We start from the raw sequence: 15,790 nt of genomic DNA, 5'->3' as shown, positions 1-15,790 counted from the left end.
CATCCGGTCATCCCGACCGTCACACGATCGAGATCTGTGAATCGATGTTACGTACGTTGACGCTTATGTTAATCCACGTTACGTTCACGCTGCGAAGCGGGAAACCGCATGGCAACACACCGGCCCCTGACGGGCCGCTTTCCCAGGAGGGCTCATGAACGTCGACACGCCGGGCGATCCGCTCACGGCGGGCCCCGTGACCTACGCGCTCACCGGTGCGGGCGGCGGCTTCGCCCGCACCCTGCTCGCGCAGTCGCTGCTGCTGCCCGGCCTCCATCCGGCCGTGCTGTGCGATCTGGACCCCGGCGCGGTCCTCGCCCTGTGCGCGGAGCTGGGCTACGACCCGGCCACCGTGACCGTCGTGTCCGACGCGGCGGGACTGCGGACGGCGCACGCCGCCGGGCACACCGCCGTCGTCGCCGACACCGCGCTGCTGGCCGACGCGGCGTACGACATCCTCGTGGAGGCCACCGGCAGCCCCGCCGCCGGATTCCGGGCGGCCCGGCAGGCGATCGAGGGCCGCCACCACGTGGCGATGGTCAGCAAGGAGGTCGACTCCGTCGCGGGGATCGCGCTGGACCGGCTCGCCCGTGTGCACGGTGTCGTCTACACCCCCGCCGCCGGGGACCAGCCCGCCAACCTGATCGAGTGGTACGACCGGATCCGCGCGCTCGGCCTGGAGATCGTCGCCATCGGCAAGTCCGGCGAGTACGACCTGGTCTACGACCCGGACAGCGGCGAGGTGCGCCAGCTCGACCAGACCCTGCACGCCCCCGGGCTGGGCGCGCTGCTGCGGCTCGGCGACGACGTGCCCGCCACGCTCGCGGCCCGCGCCCGCGCCGTCGCCCCGCTCAAGCGCGCCGCGGCGGCCGACTACTGCGAGATGGCCGTGGTGGCGGCCGGAACCGGCTTCGTACCCGACCGCGAGGCCCTGCACTACCCGGTCGCGCGCACCGCGGAACTCGCCGACGTCTACGCCCTGCGCGAGGACGGCGGGGTGCTCGGCAGGGCCGGTGTCATCGATGTGTTCAGTGTGCTCAGGCTGCCCGAGGAGGCCAGCTTCGCGGGCGGTGTCTTCGCCGTCGTACGCACCCACGACGCCGTCACCTGGGAGGTCCTCGCGCAGAAGGGCCATGTCGTCAGCCGGAACGGCCGCTACGCCTGTCTCTACCTGCCGTACCACCTGATGGGCGTGGAGACACCGCTGACCCTGCTGGCCGCCGTGCGCGACGGAGTGCCCACCGGCGCGTCCGTACCCGGCCGGCACGCCGTCCTCGCGGGACGGGCCGCCCGCGACCTGCCCGCCGGGACGGTCCTCGCCATGGGCGGCCACCACCACGAGATCGACGGGGTCGCTCCCGTCCTGCTGCCCGCGCCCGAGGCGCCCGCCGACACCGCCCCCTTCTATCTCGCCGCCCACGCCCGCCTCGCGCGGGACGTCCCGAAGGGCGCGCTGATCACCCTGGCCGACCTCGACGGCCACGACCCCGACCTGCTCGCCGCCTGGCACGCCGGCGCAGACCACGCGTCCCGGACGCGCTGAGCGGCTCCGACCGAGTACAAAGAGGTATTCCATGTCCGACGCCTACACGCTGCTCGCGTTCGGTGGCGCGATCGTCGCGCTGGTGCTGCTGATCGCCAAGTTCAAGGTCCATCCGGTCGCCACCCTCTTCGTCATCGTCACCACGCTCGGGCTGGTCCTCGGGCTCGGCGGCGAGAAGACGCTGAAACTGGTCACCGAGGGGTTCGGCTCGACCATGTCGAGTGTCGGGCTGCTGATCATCTTCGGCTGTGTGCTCGGCAAGATGCTGGAGCTGAGCGGCGCCGCGCTGCGCATCACCGAGGAGGCGCTGCGCTGGTTCTCCGGCCGGAAGATCCCCTGGGCGATCGCGCTCGCCTCGGCCGTCGTGGGTATCCCGCTGATCGCCGACACCGTGGTGCTGATGCTGATCCCGGTGGTCTCCGCCATCGCGATGCGCAGCGGCATGTCGATGATGCGGCTCGGCCCCATCCTCTACATCGGCGCCTACGTGATGACCTCGCTGGTCCCGCCGGGCCCCGGCCCGCTGGCCGCCTCCGCCCTGCTGGGCGTGGACCTCGGGCAGGCGATGCTCTACGGCGCGCTCGTCGGCATCCCCGGCATCATCGTCGCCACCCTGTATCTGCTGACCATCAAGACGTACGTAGCGCCGAAGGCCGAGTACGTCGACCACCTGCCGACCCCGGTCCCCGTCGGCGCGGCGGGCGCGGCGGGCGCCACCGACGGCACGAGCGGTACGGACGGCTCGGGCGCGGACGACGCCCCCGGGACGGCCGGGAGCGCCCCCGCGGGCGGTACGACCGGGGCCGGGGAGGCCGACGGCACCGACGCCGAGGCCGCCCGGCTGCCGAGCCTGCCCCTGTCGCTGATACCGATCTTCACGCCGATCCTGCTCATCATGCTCGACTCCTACGCCGTGGACCTGGTCGGCGAGAAGTCCTCGCTGGGCGGGGTGCTGCACTTCCTCGGCGCTCCGCTGATGGCCCTGTTCATCGGCTGTCTCACCGCCCTGCCGCTGTTCGGCCGGGACTGGCGGCGCAAGAGCACCCTCAACGACCTCTTCGAGGCCGGTCTGAAGCTCGCGGCGCTGCCGCTCGCCCTCACCGGGGTCGGCGGCGCGCTGGCCCTGATCATCCGGGACACCAAGGTCGCCGACGGCGCCGCCGACATGATCCGGGACATGGGGCTGTCGCCGATCATCGTGCCGTTCCTGGTGGCCGCCGCCATCTGCACGATCACCGGCTCGAACATCCTCGGTGTGATGACCGCCGCCGCCATCATGGAGCCGCTGATGGAGGGGCTCGGCATCTCCGCGCTCGCCGTCTATCTGGCCTGCGGCACCGGCGCGCAGATCATGAAGCACGCGAACTCGTCGGGCTTCTGGGTGACCACGACCCTCTCCAACATGACCGTGGGACAGGGCATCAGGTCCATCGGGGTGGCCTCCGCCCTCTCCGGTGTGACCGGGTTCGCCATCCTCTACGTGCTGTACGCGACGGGGCTGGTCTGACCGGTCGGGCGCGCCGCGGCGGCCGGGGTACCGTCACACTCCGGCCGCCCGCCCCGGCGGGCGGCCGACGGCCCGGGAAGCCCGCCGCGGGCGCGTCAGGAGGACACGAGTGAAGGAGACCAGGGTGACCACCGACGACACCCCCCTCATCCCGGACCAGCGCCGGGAGCTGCTGATCGAGCTGCTGCGGGGACATTCGGTGCTCAGCGTCCACCAGCTCACCGAGATGCTGGGCGTCTCCCACATGACCGTGCGCAGGGACATCGCCGCGCTGGAGGCACAGGGCCGCGCCGTCTCGGTGACCGGCGGGGTGCGCATCGCCGGCCGGCAGCTGCACCACGAGCCCAGCAGGATCGACAAGTCGATGATGGACCAGCCCGCCAAGCTGGCCATCACCCGCGCGGCGGGTGAGCTGCTGCGCGACCACACCACGGTCTATCTGGACGCCGGAACCACCTGCCAGGGGCTGGTGCCGCACCTCGCCCGGCTCAAGGGGATGACGGTGGTCACCAACGACTTCACCACCGCCAACGCGCTGATCGGCAACCCCGACATCGAGGTCATCCACACCGGCGGGCGCACCGAGCACGCCAACCGCTCCACCGTGGGGCGGCTGGCGGCGCTCACGCTCCAGCAGCTCGCCCTGGACATGGCCTTCATCTCCACCAGCTCCTGGGACGTACGGCGCGGGGTGACCACGCCGTCGGCGCCCAAGGTGGAGGTCAAGCAGGCGGCGATGAGCAGCGCCTCGCGCTCGGTGCTGCTGGCGGGCAGCGCCAAGTACGACACCTTCGGCATGTACCGCGTCGCCGCCCTGACGGCGTTCGACACCGTCATCACCGACGACGCGCTGACCCCGACCGTCCGCGAGGCGCTGCTCGCCGGGGGCGTCGAGCTGAGGGTGGCCCGTACGGAGGGCGGCCGGGGGCCCGGGTGAGAGGCCGCGCCCCGCTACCCTCGCCGCACCCCCGCACTCCGTGATCTCGGTCACGTCCCGGGATGTGGGCAGGTGTGTCCGCCCGCCGTTTCTCCCTCTAAGGTGGAGACGCAGCTGGTTCGCCCCGTCCGCCAGGCGGGGTGTCGTAAGAGGGAACCCGGTGGGAATCCGGGACTGCCCCGCAGCGGTGAGTGGGAACGACCGCCGTCATACAGCACTGGATCCGAGCGGGTCCGGGAAGCGACGGCCAGTAGGTGTCTGGTGACCGTACGAGACGCGCCCGCGAGTCCGAAGACCTGCCCGTTGCCCGCACGCGACCGATCGCGCGCGGACATCCCGGTGACCTCGTGGGCGGGTCGGCGTACATATCGAGCGGCACGCCCGGCAGTACGCCGTGCGCCGCCCGGTCGGTCGTCCCTTCGCGTCCGCGGTCCCGTCCCCGGGATTCCTGGACACATCTCGCGAAGGAGAGTTTTGTGACAGCGAAGCCCGCAGCCGCGGCAGCACGAGCCACCGTGTACGGCTACCCCCGCCAGGGACAGAACCGTGAGCTGAAGAAGGCCGTCGAGGGCTACTGGAAGGGCCGCGTCGGCGCGGAGGCCCTCCGGGAGACCGCGGCGGACCTGCGCCGGTCGAACTGGCGACAGCTGGCCGAGGCCGGCATCCACGAAGTGCCGTCCGGTGATTTCTCGTACTACGACCATGTCCTGGACACCAGCGTCATGGTCGGCGCTGTCCCCGAGCGGCACCGCGCGGCGGTCGACGCCGACGCGCTGGACGGTTACTTCGCGATGGCCCGGGGCACCCAGGACATCGCTCCGCTGGAAATGACGAAGTGGTTCGACACCAACTACCACTATCTGGTGCCCGAACTCGGCCCCGACACCGTCTTCACCGCCGACTCCGCCAAGCAGGTCGGCGAGTTCGCCGAGGCCCGCGCGCTCGGCCGCACCCCGCGCCCGGTCCTCGTCGGCCCCGTCACCTATCTGCTGCTGGCCAAGCCCGCCCCCGGCGTCCCGGCCGACTTCGAGCCGCTGACCCTGCTGGACCGGCTGCTGCCCGTCTACGCCGAGGTGCTCGCCGATCTGCGCGCCGCCGGAGCCGAGTGGGTCCAGCTCGACGAACCCGCGCTGGTGCAGGACCGCACGCCTGCCGAACTGAACGCCACCGCCCGCGCCTACCGGGAGCTGGGCGCGGCCGCGGACCGGCCGAAGCTGCTGGTCGCCTCGTACTTCGGGCGGCTCGGTGAGGCGCTGGCCGTGCTGGCCAAGGCACCGGTCGAGGGGCTGGCCCTCGACTTCACCGCATCGGGCGCCGCCCACCTCGAAGACCTCGCGGCGGTCGGCGGACTGCCCGGCAAGCGGCTGGTCGCGGGCGTCGTCGACGGCCGCAACATCTGGATCAACGACTACGAGAAGTCCCTCGCCACCCTCGGTACGCTCCTCGGCCTCGCCGACCGGGTCGACGTCTCCGCGTCCTGCTCGCTCCTGCACGTACCGCTGGACGCCGCCGCGGAGCGCGACATCGACCCGCGGATCGCCCGGTGGCTGGCGTTCGCCCGGCAGAAGACGCGGGAGATCGCCGTCCTGACCCGCGGTCTCGGAGAGGGCACCGGCGCCATCTCGGCCGAACTCGCCGCGAACCGGGCCGATCTGGCCTCCCGGGCCGGGTCCGCGCTGACCCACGACCCGGCGGTACGCGCCCGCACCGGGGCGATCACCGACGCGGACGGCAGGCGCTCGCAGCCGTACGCCGAACGGACCGCCGCCCAGCGCGCGCACCTGGGCCTGCCGCCGCTGCCGACGACGACCATCGGTTCGTTCCCGCAGACCGGCGAATTGCGCGCCGCGCGGGCCGACCTGCGCGGTGGCCGGATCGACGTCGCCGGGTACGAGGAGCGGATCAAGGACGAGATCCGCGAGGTCCTCTCCTTCCAGGAGAAGGCCGGGATCGACGTGCTGGTCCACGGCGAGCCCGAACGCAACGACATGGTGCAGTACTTCGCCGAGCAGCTCACCGGCTATCTCGCCACCCAGCACGGCTGGGTCCAGTCCTACGGCACCCGCTATGTCCGGCCGCCGGTGCTGGCCGGGGACATCTCCCGCCCCGAGCCCATGACGGTGCGCTGGACGACGTACGCGCAGTCGCTGACCGAACGCCCCGTCAAGGGCATGCTGACCGGCCCGGTCACCATGCTCGCCTGGTCCTTCGTCCGCGACGACCAGCCGCTCGGCGACACCGCCCGCCAGGTGGCGCTCGCCCTGCGCGACGAGGTCGAGGGCCTGGAGGCGGCCGGTACCTCGGTCATCCAGGTCGACGAGCCGGCCCTGCGCGAAACGCTGCCGCCGCGCGCCGCCGACCACGCCGCCTATCTGGCCTGGGCGACCGAGTCGTTCCGGCTGACCACCAGTGGTGTACGCCCGGACACCCAGATCCACACGCACATGTGCTACGCGGAGTTCGGCGACATCGTCCAGGCCATCGACGACCTCGACGCCGACGTCATCAGCCTGGAGGCCGCCCGCTCCCACATGCAGGTCGCCCGCGAACTGGCCGAGCACGGCTACCCGCGCGAGGCCGGACCCGGTGTCTACGACATCCACTCCCCGCGCGTCCCGAGCGCGGCGGAGGCCGCCGCGCTGCTGCGCAAGGGGCTCGCGGCCATCCCGGCCGAGCGGCTGTGGGTCAACCCGGACTGCGGCCTGAAGACCCGCGGCTGGCCCGAGACCCGGGCCTCCCTGGAGAACCTCGTCAGCGCCGCCCGGGAGATCCGCGCCGAACTGGCCGCCGGGAACTCCTGATCCCCGGGGGCACGGTGGCCGTCGCCTCGCACCGACCGGCCACCGTGCGCCCGGCCCCTGGCCCGGTCCAGGACTCGGGGCCCGGCCCCCGAGTCCTGGACGATCACAAGGAGAGCAGCACCCCATGACCACCGCGCCACGACATCTGCTGGTCATCGGCATCGGCGCCGGTGACCCCGATCATCTGACGCTGGCCGCCGTCAAGGCGATGCGCAGGGCCGACGTCTTCTTCGTCCTGGACAAGGGCAGGGAGAAGTCCGCGCTGACCCGGCTGCGGCGCGACATCCTGGACGCGCACGTCCCCGGTCCCTACCGCGTCGTCGAGGCCGAGGATCCCTGGCGCGACCGGACCCAGGACGAACGGGCCGGTTACACGGCGGCGGTACGCGACTGGCGGCGCAGGCGCGCCGACGTCTGCGAGCGGCTGATCCGCGAGGAGCTGGCTCCGGGACAGTGCGGGGCGTTCCTGGTCTGGGGCGACCCCGCGCTGTACGACAGCACGCTCGCCGTCCTCGACGACATCAAGGCCCGCGGTGCGGTGGCCTTCGGCCACGAGGTGATTCCCGGCATCAGCAGCGTCTCCGCGCTGGCCGCCCGGCACCGTATCGGCCTGAACCGGGTCGGCAGGCCGATCCACATCACCCCCGGACGGCGGCTCGCCGAGAGCCTGCCGAACGACGACGGCGACATCGTCGTCATGCTCGACGCCCACGAGACGTTCCAGCACGTCAGGGGCGCGGGCACCTGGATCTACTGGGGCGCCTACCTCGGTACGCCGGACGAGATCCTGATCGCGGGACCGCTCGACGAGGTGGCCGACCGCATCCGGCGGGTGCGCGCCGAGGCACGCGCCCGGCACGGCTGGATCATGGACACGTATCTCCTGCGGATCCACCCGGAGGAGATAGGAGCCGGAGCCGGGACCGGAGCCGGGGCCGTAGACGCGTCCGGCGAGAACCAGCACGAAGAAGACGGTCTCCACACCCGCCGTTCCGGCGCCGAGCGGGCGCAGGGCCGCGTTGACGGCGGACAGTACGCCGAGCACGGCCAGCGCCTTGGAGTCGATGCCCCCTTCGGCGATCTTCGAGAACACCACGCGGAGCACGAGGACGAGGAGTACGCCGAAGATGAGCGGCGGCGCGTCGGCCGGGGCCGGGGCGCGCTCCCACGCGGTGCGTGAGGGCCTCTCGTCCGGATCATGCCGGGCTCGCGGGCCCTGACCCCCGGCCCTTGCCTTCCCGGTCCTTGCCTTCCTCGCCTTCCCGGTCGATCCACCCCTGCAGGACCTCGCACAGCGTCGCCAGCGCCTCGTCCAGGCCGCGCAGCAGTTCGGGCGCCGGGGCCGGGGAGGTCTTCCAGCCGCGGAGGGTGGCGAGGAAGGCGGCCTGGACGGCGCCGCCGACGCTCGCGGGTACGAGGTCGTCCTTGCCCGCGTCCAGCCGCGCCGCCACGTACTCGGCGACCGCCTCGGCCCAGCCGATCCACTGCGCCGACTCCTCCGCGCGCAGTTCGAGCGACTCGTCGAGGATGACGAACCGCTTCATCCAGATCCCCCGGTCGTCCACGGACGCGCGCAGCGACTCGACCACGCAGGTCCGCACCACGGTCATGACCGGCTCGGCCGCCCGCTCCGCCGTCCCCGTCCCCGCGTCCGCCAGGAGCCGGCGCAACCGGCCCGTGTGCTCCTCGAAGGCGGACCAGATGATCCACGACTTCGAGGGGAAGTAGCGGAAGAACGTCGTCCTGCTGACACCGGACGCCGCCGTGATCGCCGCGAGGCTCGTAGCGGCGTACCCGTGTTCCAGGAACAGGCCGATGGCGACCGCCTCGACCTCCTCCCGCGACGAGACGGGCGGTCGTCCCCGCCCTCGTCCGGCTTCGCTCACGCTGACCTGTCCTCCCTGGCCGAATCTTTTCGGTACCGAGTACCATTATTCTGTGCGCGCGCCGTACGCGCGGGCCGGGCGCCGCCGGGCACAACGCTCGCCGAGCACGGAGAGAAAGACGGAATCACGATGCAAGCATGGCAGTTCACCGAGGTCGGCAAGGCGCTCACCCGGAACGAGATCCCGGTACCCGAGGCGGGTCCCGGCGAGATCGTCATCGAGGTGCGGGCGGCGGGGCTGTGCCACAGTGACGTCGGTTTCCTGGACGGCACCCTGACCGCCCTCCTCCCCTTCCGCCCGATCACCCTGGGCCACGAGATCGCGGGCGTCGTCGCGGCCACCGGCCCCGGCGCCGCCCGCTTCGCCGTCGGCGACCGGGTCGCGGTACCGGCCGCGATCGAGGGACCCGGCACCTCGTCGAACGGCGGCTTCCAGCCGAAGGTCGCCGTCCGCGAGGACCTCGTCATCCCCCTGCCCGAGGGCATCGCCTGGGACCAGGCCGCCGCGGCGACCGACGCGGGGCTCACCTCGTACCACGCGATGGTCGTGCAGGGCCGGGTGAGCGCGGGTACGAAGGTCGGTGTCATCGGCTTCGGCGGACTCGGCTCGCTCGGCGCGCAGGTGGCGCTCGCGGAGGGCGCCGAGGTGTATGTGGCGGAGAAGAACGAGAAGGTGCACGCCTTCGCCCGGGAACTCGGCGTGGCGGAGGTGGCGAAGGACATCACCGCGTTCGCCGACGAGGGGCTCGACGTGGTGGTCGACTTCGCCGGGTTCGGCACCACGACCGCCGCGGCGGTGGAGACCGTACGGCGCGACGGCCGGGTCGTCCAGGTGGGGCTGGGGGTCAGCGAGGGCACCGTCAACCTCCAGACGCTCACCCTGAACCAGGTCACGCTCATCGGCTCGCAGGCCGGTTCGGCCGAGGACTGCCGGGCCGTCCTCGATCTCGTCGCGGCGGGCAAGGTGACCTCGCGGATCACGCGGATCGGCTTCGACGACATCGCCGACGGCATCGGCAGGCTCGAACGCGGCGAGGTCATCGGCCGGTTGGTCGCCGTCGTCGAGTGACGCGGCGCCGGTGCGGGAGGGGCGAGGCCCCTCGGCCCTCCCCCACCTGGCCCCCGCCGCGTGCGGAACGGACCGGCCGCCTGTGGACTGGACCGGACCGCCCGGCGGCGCCCTCACGGCATCCCCGTGCGTCGGACGCCGGGCCGGGGCGAAGGGGATGGGCCGATGAGTCACCGCCGTACCGGAGGGAAGACCCGCCCGGGGTACCGGGTGCTCGTGGCCGGCCTGCTGTCGCTGTGCGCCCTCGCGGGGGTGTCCTGCTCATCGGGTGAGCCGCACACCACGGCCCCCGGGACACGCGCGGCTGAAGCGGGCGTGGCGGCAGCCTCGCCCCGGGCCGCGCGGGCGAGCGCCCGGCCCGCGGAGTGCCGGCGCACCCTGGTGGGCGTCGCCCACCCCGACGACGACCTCTACTTCGTCGAGCCGGAGATCCGCGCGACCATCCGGGCAGGCTGCCAGGTCACCACCGTGTATCTGACGGCAGGCGACGACGGGAAGAAGCCGCGCCGGGTCGCCCTCGACTACGTCGAGAAGAGGGAGCGGGGCGTACGCACGGCGTACGCGGCGCTGGCCGGTGCCCCCGACCGCTGGACGGAGGGCCGGGTACGGGTCGACGGCCGCGCCATCAGATCGTTCACCCTCGCCCGCCCCTCGGCGCCCGCCGTCCGGCTGCTGTTCCTGGGCCTGCACGACGGGCTTCCCCGGGGACAGGCCGAGGAGAGCATGCTCAAGCTGTTCCGGGGGGTCCGCGAGCACATCGCGCTCTTCCGGAGCGGGGAGACCTTCACCGGCGGACAGCTCGTGCGGACCCTCGCGGGCCTCGCCCGCCGGGACAGGGCCCAGCGGATCCTCACGCTCGACCACGACAACGCGTCCTTCGCCTACGGACTCACCGGCCGGGTCGACCACAGCGACCACGGCATCGGCGCGCGGTACTTCAGACGGGCGGGGTACGTCGCCGGGATCCCCGTCACCGCCTACCTCGGCTACACGATGTCGCCGCTGCGGGGCAACCTCCCCGCCGCACAGGTGGCTCCCAAGGAGACGGCGGCCAGGCGGTACATCGCCAGGGCCGAGTGCCCCTACCGGAGCCGCTGCGCTCAGGAGGGCACGTACCGGGGGCGCCTCCCGGCCGACTCCGCGAGGTGGATCCACCAGCAGTACCGGCAGACACACCGCGCGCCCCGGCCGGGCGAGATCATGGCGGACACCGGAAGGACCACCGCGTACAGCGGCCGGAACCCCGAACAGTGCCTGGAGGCGGTGACCGCGCGGGCCGAGGACGGCGCCGTCCGGATCAACGGCTGCGACGGAACGCGTGCGCAGCGCTGGGACATCGGGAGCGACGGCACGATCCGCTCGCTGCTCCACCCGCGCCACTGCCTGACCGAACTGCCCGAGGGCGTCGGCCTGGCCCGCTGCGCCGCCTCGCACGCCGCGCAGCGCTGGACGCGGCTGCCGTGGAAGAGCGCCACCTGGAAGCGGGAGGCGTGGCGCCTCGCGGGCAAGGGGAACAAGTGTCTCTACCAGGACGACCGTCCGCTGCCCGAGCGCTGGGAGGCGCGCACGGAGCAGCATCCCCGGCTGGGCCTGACCGGCTGCGACGAGCAGATTCAGCCGGGGCTCTACTGGAGCGGCCACGAGCCGGGCCGCCCGGAGCCGGACGGCGGCTGATCCGCCGGGCGAGGCGGCCGGCCGGGCGCCGGCGCACCACAGCTTCCAGGTCTTCGACGTGTACCCGTGGGCCGGTCTGCTGCGGGACTCGGCGCATCCGACGGCGCTCTCGGTCCTCGACCGGTGCCGGATCCGTACGGGAGTGGTCCGCTCGGTGCACGGCGAGTCGGCCACCGTGGTGTCCCGGCCCCTGTGCTGGACGGGTACCCATCTGATGCCGGGAGCGCCGTGCGAGGAGTCCGTGCGCTGGTCGCGGGGCGGCCGGTCGCTGATCCCCGGTCTCTCGCCCGGCGATGTGGTGGCGCCGCACTGGGACTGGGTGTGCGACGTCATCACGGGGTCGCAGGCGGCGCGCGTCGAATCGACGGAGGCCCGCCAGCTCGGCGCCCAGGGGCCGGCCGCGCCCGGAACGGCGGGCCGCGCCGCCGCCGGGGCAGTGGCGGTGCTGTCCGCGGCGCGGGAGACCCGTCGTTGACGTCGTCCGTCGGGCATCCGCCGCTCACGCCTGCCGGGGCAGGCTCGGGAACCGCTCGGCGGGCCGCTCGCCCAGCACGGTCTCCGGCGTCCCCGCGTCGCACACCGCACCGTCCCGGAGCAGCAGGACATGGCCCGCCGCCGCGGCCGTGTCCGGGTCGTGGGTCGCCTGGACGACCGTGACACCGGCCGCGGTGACCTCGGCGAGCACGTCGGCGATCAGGCGCCGGGCCGTCGCGTCCATGCCGGTGGTGGGTTCGTCGAGCAGCAGCAGGTCCGCCTCCTGCGCCAACCCCTGGGCCACCAGGACGCGTTGGCGCTGGCCGCCGGAGAGTTCGCCCAGCTGCCTGCGGGCCAGGGCGGCGACGCCCAGCCGGTCCATGCACCTGTCGACCACCGCCCGGTCGTCGCGCGAGGGGCGCCTGCGCCAGCCCAGGTGCCCCCATCGGCCCATGGCGACGGCCTCGCGCACGGTGAGCGGCAGTGTGTCGGCCGCCTTGCTCCGCTGCACGACGAACGCCGGGCGGCGGTCGGTCCTGTGGGTCACGGCTCCGCCGGTCACCGGGATCACACCGGCCAGCACGCCCAGCAGTGTGGACTTGCCCGAGCCGTTCGGACCGACCACGGCGGTGGTGGTGAACGCCGGTATCTCCAGGGTGAGTCGCCGGAGCACCGCACGGTTGGCATAGCCGGCCGACACCTCGTGGAGCACGACCTGTTGACGGCTCACGCGACCGCCTCCCCATCCATCTCGTTGTACTGATAATCATTTTCATTATAGGGTCCGGGGCATGGAATGGCTGACGGGCCCCTTCGAGGTGGCCTTTGTGCAACGGGCCCTGTGGAGCGGCATGCTCGTGTCGCTGATCTGCGCCCTGGCGGGCACGTGGGTGGTGCTGCGCGGTATGGCCTTCTTCGGCGACGCGATGTCCCACGGCATGCTGCCCGGAATCGCGCTGGCCTCGCTCCTCGGGGTCGACCTGCTGGTGGGGGCGGCGGTGAGCGCGGCGGTCATGGCGCTGGGCGTCGGTGTGGTCGGCCGCACGCCGCGGCTGTCCCAGGACACCAGCATCGGGCTGCTGTTCGTGGGAATGCTGTCGCTGGGCGTGATCATCGTCTCCCGCTCGCAGTCGTTCGCCGTCGACCTGACCGGGTTCCTCTTCGGTGAGGTGCTCGCCGTACGCCCGGCCGATCTGGCCCATCTCGGGCTCGCGGCGTGCGCCGCGCTGCTGGTCTCCGTACGGGGACACCGGTCGTTCGTCGCGCTGGCCTTCGACGAGCGCAAGGCGCACACCCTGGGGCTGCGGCCGCGGCTCGCGCACACGGCGTTGCTGTGTCTGCTCACGCTGGCGATCGTCGCCTCCTTCCACATCGTGGGCACCCTGCTGGTCTTCGGTCTGCTGATCGCCCCACCGGCCGCCGTGCTGCCGTGGGCGCGCCGCATCCCGGTGATCATGGCCGGCGCCGCGGGTCTGGGGATGAGCGCGACCTTCTTCGGCCTGCTGCTCTCCTGGCACCTCCACACGGCGGCGGGGGCGACCATCGCCGCCACCGCGCTCCTTCAGTTCGCGCTCTCCACCCTGGCCGCCGCTCTGCGCGACCGGTTGGCGCGCTCCGCACCGCCCGCACCCGCCACCGACCACCCGCACCCGGAATACGGACACCCCTCATGACACCGAACCCGCCCACCGCACCCCGCGCACGTGACAGGCCCCGCGCCGCGACGGCGTGGTGCTGCGCCCTCCTCGTCGGCTCCGCGCTGCTGACCGGATGCGACAGCTCCGGCGGCGCACCGCGGGACCCGAAGCCGCCGTCGAGCGGAACACCCGTGCCGCACGGTTACGTCGAGGGAGCCGAGGAGACCTCGGACCAGCAGTCCCGGCTGGTGCTGGCCGACGCGGACAGCGGCGCGGTCGGGGTGCTGGACCTCATCGAAGGGAAGGTCACGCCGCTCACGCGCGCCGAAGGTGTTCAGCGGTTGCGCACCGACGGCAGATTCGGCTACCTCGGCACCGCCGGGGCCACCCGGGTACTCGACAGCGGCGCCTGGACGGTGGACCACGGCGACCACGTGCACTACTACCGGACCGCGATCCGCGACGTCGGAACGGTCGACGCGGCGGTCCCCGACCGGGTGCACGGCGATCCGGCTCTGACCGCGCTCTCCTCAGGGACCGGCACCCTGTTGTTGGACCGGGAGGAGCTGGAGAGCGGCACGGCGGGACCCGGCCGGGCGCTGACCGGGACGGGCCGGGGAGCGGTCGTCCCGTACCGGGAACACCTGCTGGTCGCCTCGACGGGCGCCGAACACGCCACCGTACAGGTCCTGGACAGGGACGGAGCCGAGGTGGCGGCGCTCGCCGAGCCGTGCGCGCGAGCCGCCGGGGAAGCCGTGACCCGCCGGGGTGTGGTCTTCGGATGCGCGGACGGCGCGCTCCTGGTCACCGAGGAGAAGGGCACGTTCAGCGCCGCGAAGATCCCCTACGGCACCCCGGTCGCCACCGCGGAGCGGGCGCGGGAACTGCGCCACCGCGCGGGCAGCACCACCCTGGCGGCCACGTCGGGCGGTGACGCCGTGTGGATCCTGGACGTCACCGAGCGCGCCTGGACCCGGGTGGAGACAGGCCCGGTCGTCGCCGCCACCACCGCGGGCGAGGGCGCTCCGCTGCTGGCGCTCGGCAAGGACGGCGTCCTGAGCGCGTACGACACCGCCACCGGCGAACGCACGGCCCGTACGCGCCTGCTCTCTGCTAAGGGAGCCGCGTCCGCCGTCATCGAGATCGACACCAGCCGCGCGTACGTCAACGACGCCGCGGCGCGCAAGGTCTACGAGATCGACTACAACGACCGCCTGCGGCAGGCCCGTACCTTCCCGCTCGGCTTCGCGCCCACGCACATGGTGGAGACGGGCCGATGACGCACCCGCGCCGAACCGCGCCGCCCGGATCCGCGCCCGCCCGGCCCTGGCTGACGCCGCTGCTCTGTCTGCTGCTCCTCCTGGGCATCAGCGGCTGCGCCGGGGAGAGCCACGGCCGCCCCCGGGTGGTGGTCACCACCAACATCCTCGGTGACATCACCCGGAACATCGTCGGTGACGAGGCCGAGGTGACGGTGTTGATGCGGCCCCACGCCGATCCGCACTCCTTCGGCATCTCCGCGCCCCAGGCCGCCTCCTTGGAGCGGGCCGACCTGGTCGTGTACAACGGCCTGGGCCTGGAGGAGAACGTGCTGCGCCCGGTGGAGGCGGCGCGGGCGGCGGGCGTCGCCACGCTGGCCGTCGCCGAGGGTGTCGATCCGCTCGGGTACGGGCCGGGCGAGAGCGCCGACGCCCTGGACCCGCATTTCTGGACCGATCCGGAACGGGTCGCCAAGGCCGTGGACCTCATCGCAGGACAGGTCGTCGAGCACGTCCCGGGGGTCGACGCGTCGGCCGTCGGCAAGAACGCGGACGCCTACTCCGCGAAGATCGGCGAACTCACCGTCCGGATGGAGGAGGAGTTCGGCCGGATACCGCCCCGGAAGCGCCAACTGGTCACCAATCACCATGTCTTCGGCTATCTGGCGCAGCGCTTCGGCTTCCGGATCGTCGGTGCCGTCATCCCGAGCGGAACCACCCTGGCATCGCCGAGCGCGTCGGATCTGAAATCTCTGGCCGACGCCATCGAGAAGGCGGGTGTCACCGCGGTCTTCGCCGATGCCTCGCAGCCGGACCGGCTGGCCCAGGTACTCAGACGTGAAAGCGGCATCGACGTGGACATCGTGCCGCTGTTCTCCGAGTCCCTCACCGCGAAAGGCGAAGGAGCCGCCACCTATCTGGAAATGATGCGCGCCAACACCGCGGCGATCACCGCGGGTCTCAGCACCGGATGACACCGCGACAGCAACCCGAAGGAAGAAGGA

The 15,790-nt window shown here is 72.7% G+C and carries 11 protein-coding genes, 3 pseudogenes and 1 riboswitch; of the genes and pseudogenes, 11 read left to right on the top strand and 3 right to left on the bottom strand.

What is annotated here, in order from left to right; all coding sequences use genetic code 11:
• Positions 1–154 precede the first annotated feature (154 nt).
• The 5 genes and pseudogenes from DVH02_RS14695 to cobF form a co-directional block, all read left to right on the top strand.
• Complete coding sequence (locus DVH02_RS14695) at positions 155–1,543, top strand: homoserine dehydrogenase (RefSeq protein ID WP_114624256.1); 1,389 nt, start codon at positions 155–157, stop codon at positions 1,541–1,543.
• A gap of 31 nt (positions 1,544–1,574) precedes the next feature.
• Positions 1,575–3,050, top strand: a complete 1,476-nt coding sequence (locus DVH02_RS14690) for a GntP family permease (protein WP_114624255.1) — start codon at positions 1,575–1,577, stop codon at positions 3,048–3,050.
• A gap of 124 nt (positions 3,051–3,174) precedes the next feature.
• Positions 3,175–3,987 (top strand): DeoR/GlpR family DNA-binding transcription regulator, encoded by an 813-nt coding sequence (locus tag DVH02_RS14685; protein WP_114624289.1) that lies wholly within the window; start codon positions 3,175–3,177, stop codon positions 3,985–3,987.
• 98 nt (positions 3,988–4,085) lie between these two features.
• A riboswitch (cobalamin riboswitch) is annotated at positions 4,086–4,305 on the top strand.
• 158 nt (positions 4,306–4,463) lie between these two features.
• Positions 4,464–6,788, top strand: coding sequence for a 5-methyltetrahydropteroyltriglutamate--homocysteine S-methyltransferase (metE, locus tag DVH02_RS14680; RefSeq protein WP_114624254.1), 2,325 nt, complete (start codon positions 4,464–4,466; stop codon positions 6,786–6,788).
• Between the two features lie 124 nt (positions 6,789–6,912).
• Positions 6,913–7,704, top strand: a pseudogene (cobF, locus tag DVH02_RS14675) (precorrin-6A synthase (deacetylating)); the annotation flags it as partial.
• Positions 7,705–7,710: 6 nt separating this feature from the next.
• Here cobF and DVH02_RS36105 read toward each other — a convergent pair.
• Positions 7,711–7,929 (bottom strand): annotated as a pseudogene (locus DVH02_RS36105) (ECF transporter S component); the annotation flags it as partial.
• A 55-nt stretch (positions 7,930–7,984) separates the two neighbouring features.
• Positions 7,985–8,674: an acyl-CoA-like ligand-binding transcription factor gene (locus DVH02_RS14665; RefSeq protein ID WP_114624253.1), complete on the bottom strand. Its 690-nt coding sequence runs from the start codon at positions 8,672–8,674 to the stop codon at positions 7,985–7,987.
• 129 nt (positions 8,675–8,803) lie between these two features.
• On the opposite strand from DVH02_RS14665, the gene DVH02_RS14660 reads away from it, so the two are divergent.
• The 3 genes and pseudogenes from DVH02_RS14660 to DVH02_RS14650 all read left to right on the top strand — a co-directional run.
• A complete protein-coding gene (locus DVH02_RS14660; protein ID WP_114624252.1) occupies positions 8,804–9,742 on the top strand; it encodes a zinc-binding dehydrogenase in 939 nt (312 codons plus the stop codon).
• Between the two features lie 165 nt (positions 9,743–9,907).
• Positions 9,908–11,416: a PIG-L family deacetylase gene (locus tag DVH02_RS14655; RefSeq protein WP_114624251.1), complete on the top strand. Its 1,509-nt coding sequence runs from the start codon at positions 9,908–9,910 to the stop codon at positions 11,414–11,416.
• A gap of 28 nt (positions 11,417–11,444) precedes the next feature.
• A pseudogene (locus DVH02_RS14650) lies at positions 11,445–11,891 on the top strand (DUF6390 family protein); the annotation flags it as partial.
• Positions 11,892–11,915: 24 nt separating this feature from the next.
• Here DVH02_RS14650 and aztA read toward each other — a convergent pair.
• Positions 11,916–12,620, bottom strand: a complete 705-nt coding sequence (gene aztA / locus DVH02_RS14645; protein WP_114624249.1) for a zinc ABC transporter ATP-binding protein AztA — start codon at positions 12,618–12,620, stop codon at positions 11,916–11,918.
• Positions 12,621–12,681: 61 nt separating this feature from the next.
• On the opposite strand from aztA, the gene aztB reads away from it, so the two are divergent.
• Genes aztB through aztC form a run of 3 tightly spaced genes read left to right on the top strand, consistent with a single transcriptional unit; the run spans position 12,682 to position 15,760 of the window.
• Positions 12,682–13,563 carry a zinc ABC transporter permease AztB gene (aztB, locus tag DVH02_RS14640; protein WP_114624248.1) on the top strand — a complete coding sequence of 294 codons (882 nt, stop codon included), beginning with the start codon at positions 12,682–12,684 and terminating at the stop codon, positions 13,561–13,563.
• A complete protein-coding gene (locus DVH02_RS14635) occupies positions 13,560–14,807 on the top strand; it encodes a hypothetical protein (protein ID WP_114624247.1) in 1,248 nt (415 codons plus the stop codon). The genes aztB and DVH02_RS14635 overlap by 4 nt, the downstream gene beginning before the upstream one ends.
• Positions 14,804–15,760 (top strand): zinc ABC transporter substrate-binding protein AztC, encoded by a 957-nt coding sequence (gene aztC / locus DVH02_RS14630; protein ID WP_114624246.1) that lies wholly within the window; start codon positions 14,804–14,806, stop codon positions 15,758–15,760. Before DVH02_RS14635 ends, aztC begins: the two co-directional genes overlap by 4 nt.
• The last annotated feature ends 30 nt before the right edge of the window (positions 15,761–15,790 follow it).

This window comes from Streptomyces corynorhini, assembly GCF_003346515.1.
Taxonomy (GTDB): Bacteria; Actinomycetota; Actinomycetes; order Streptomycetales; family Streptomycetaceae; genus Streptomyces; species Streptomyces corynorhini.
This window is presented reverse-complemented; position numbering and strand designations above follow the sequence as displayed.

What these genes read in the sequence shown, in the direction of transcription:
- DVH02_RS14695 (WP_114624256.1), top strand. Translation starts at nt 155, where the DNA reads ATGAACGTCGACACGCCGGGCGATCCGCTCACGGCGGGCCCCGTGACC.
- DVH02_RS14690 (WP_114624255.1), top strand. Translation starts at nt 1,575, where the DNA reads ATGTCCGACGCCTACACGCTGCTCGCGTTCGGTGGCGCGATCGTCGCG.
- DVH02_RS14660 (WP_114624252.1), top strand. Translation starts at nt 8,804, where the DNA reads ATGCAAGCATGGCAGTTCACCGAGGTCGGCAAGGCGCTCACCCGGAAC.
- DVH02_RS14655 (WP_114624251.1), top strand. Translation starts at nt 9,908, where the DNA reads ATGAGTCACCGCCGTACCGGAGGGAAGACCCGCCCGGGGTACCGGGTG.
- aztB (WP_114624248.1), top strand. Translation starts at nt 12,682, where the DNA reads ATGGAATGGCTGACGGGCCCCTTCGAGGTGGCCTTTGTGCAACGGGCC.
- DVH02_RS14635 (WP_114624247.1), top strand. Translation starts at nt 13,560, where the DNA reads ATGACACCGAACCCGCCCACCGCACCCCGCGCACGTGACAGGCCCCGC.
- aztC (WP_114624246.1), top strand. Translation starts at nt 14,804, where the DNA reads ATGACGCACCCGCGCCGAACCGCGCCGCCCGGATCCGCGCCCGCCCGG.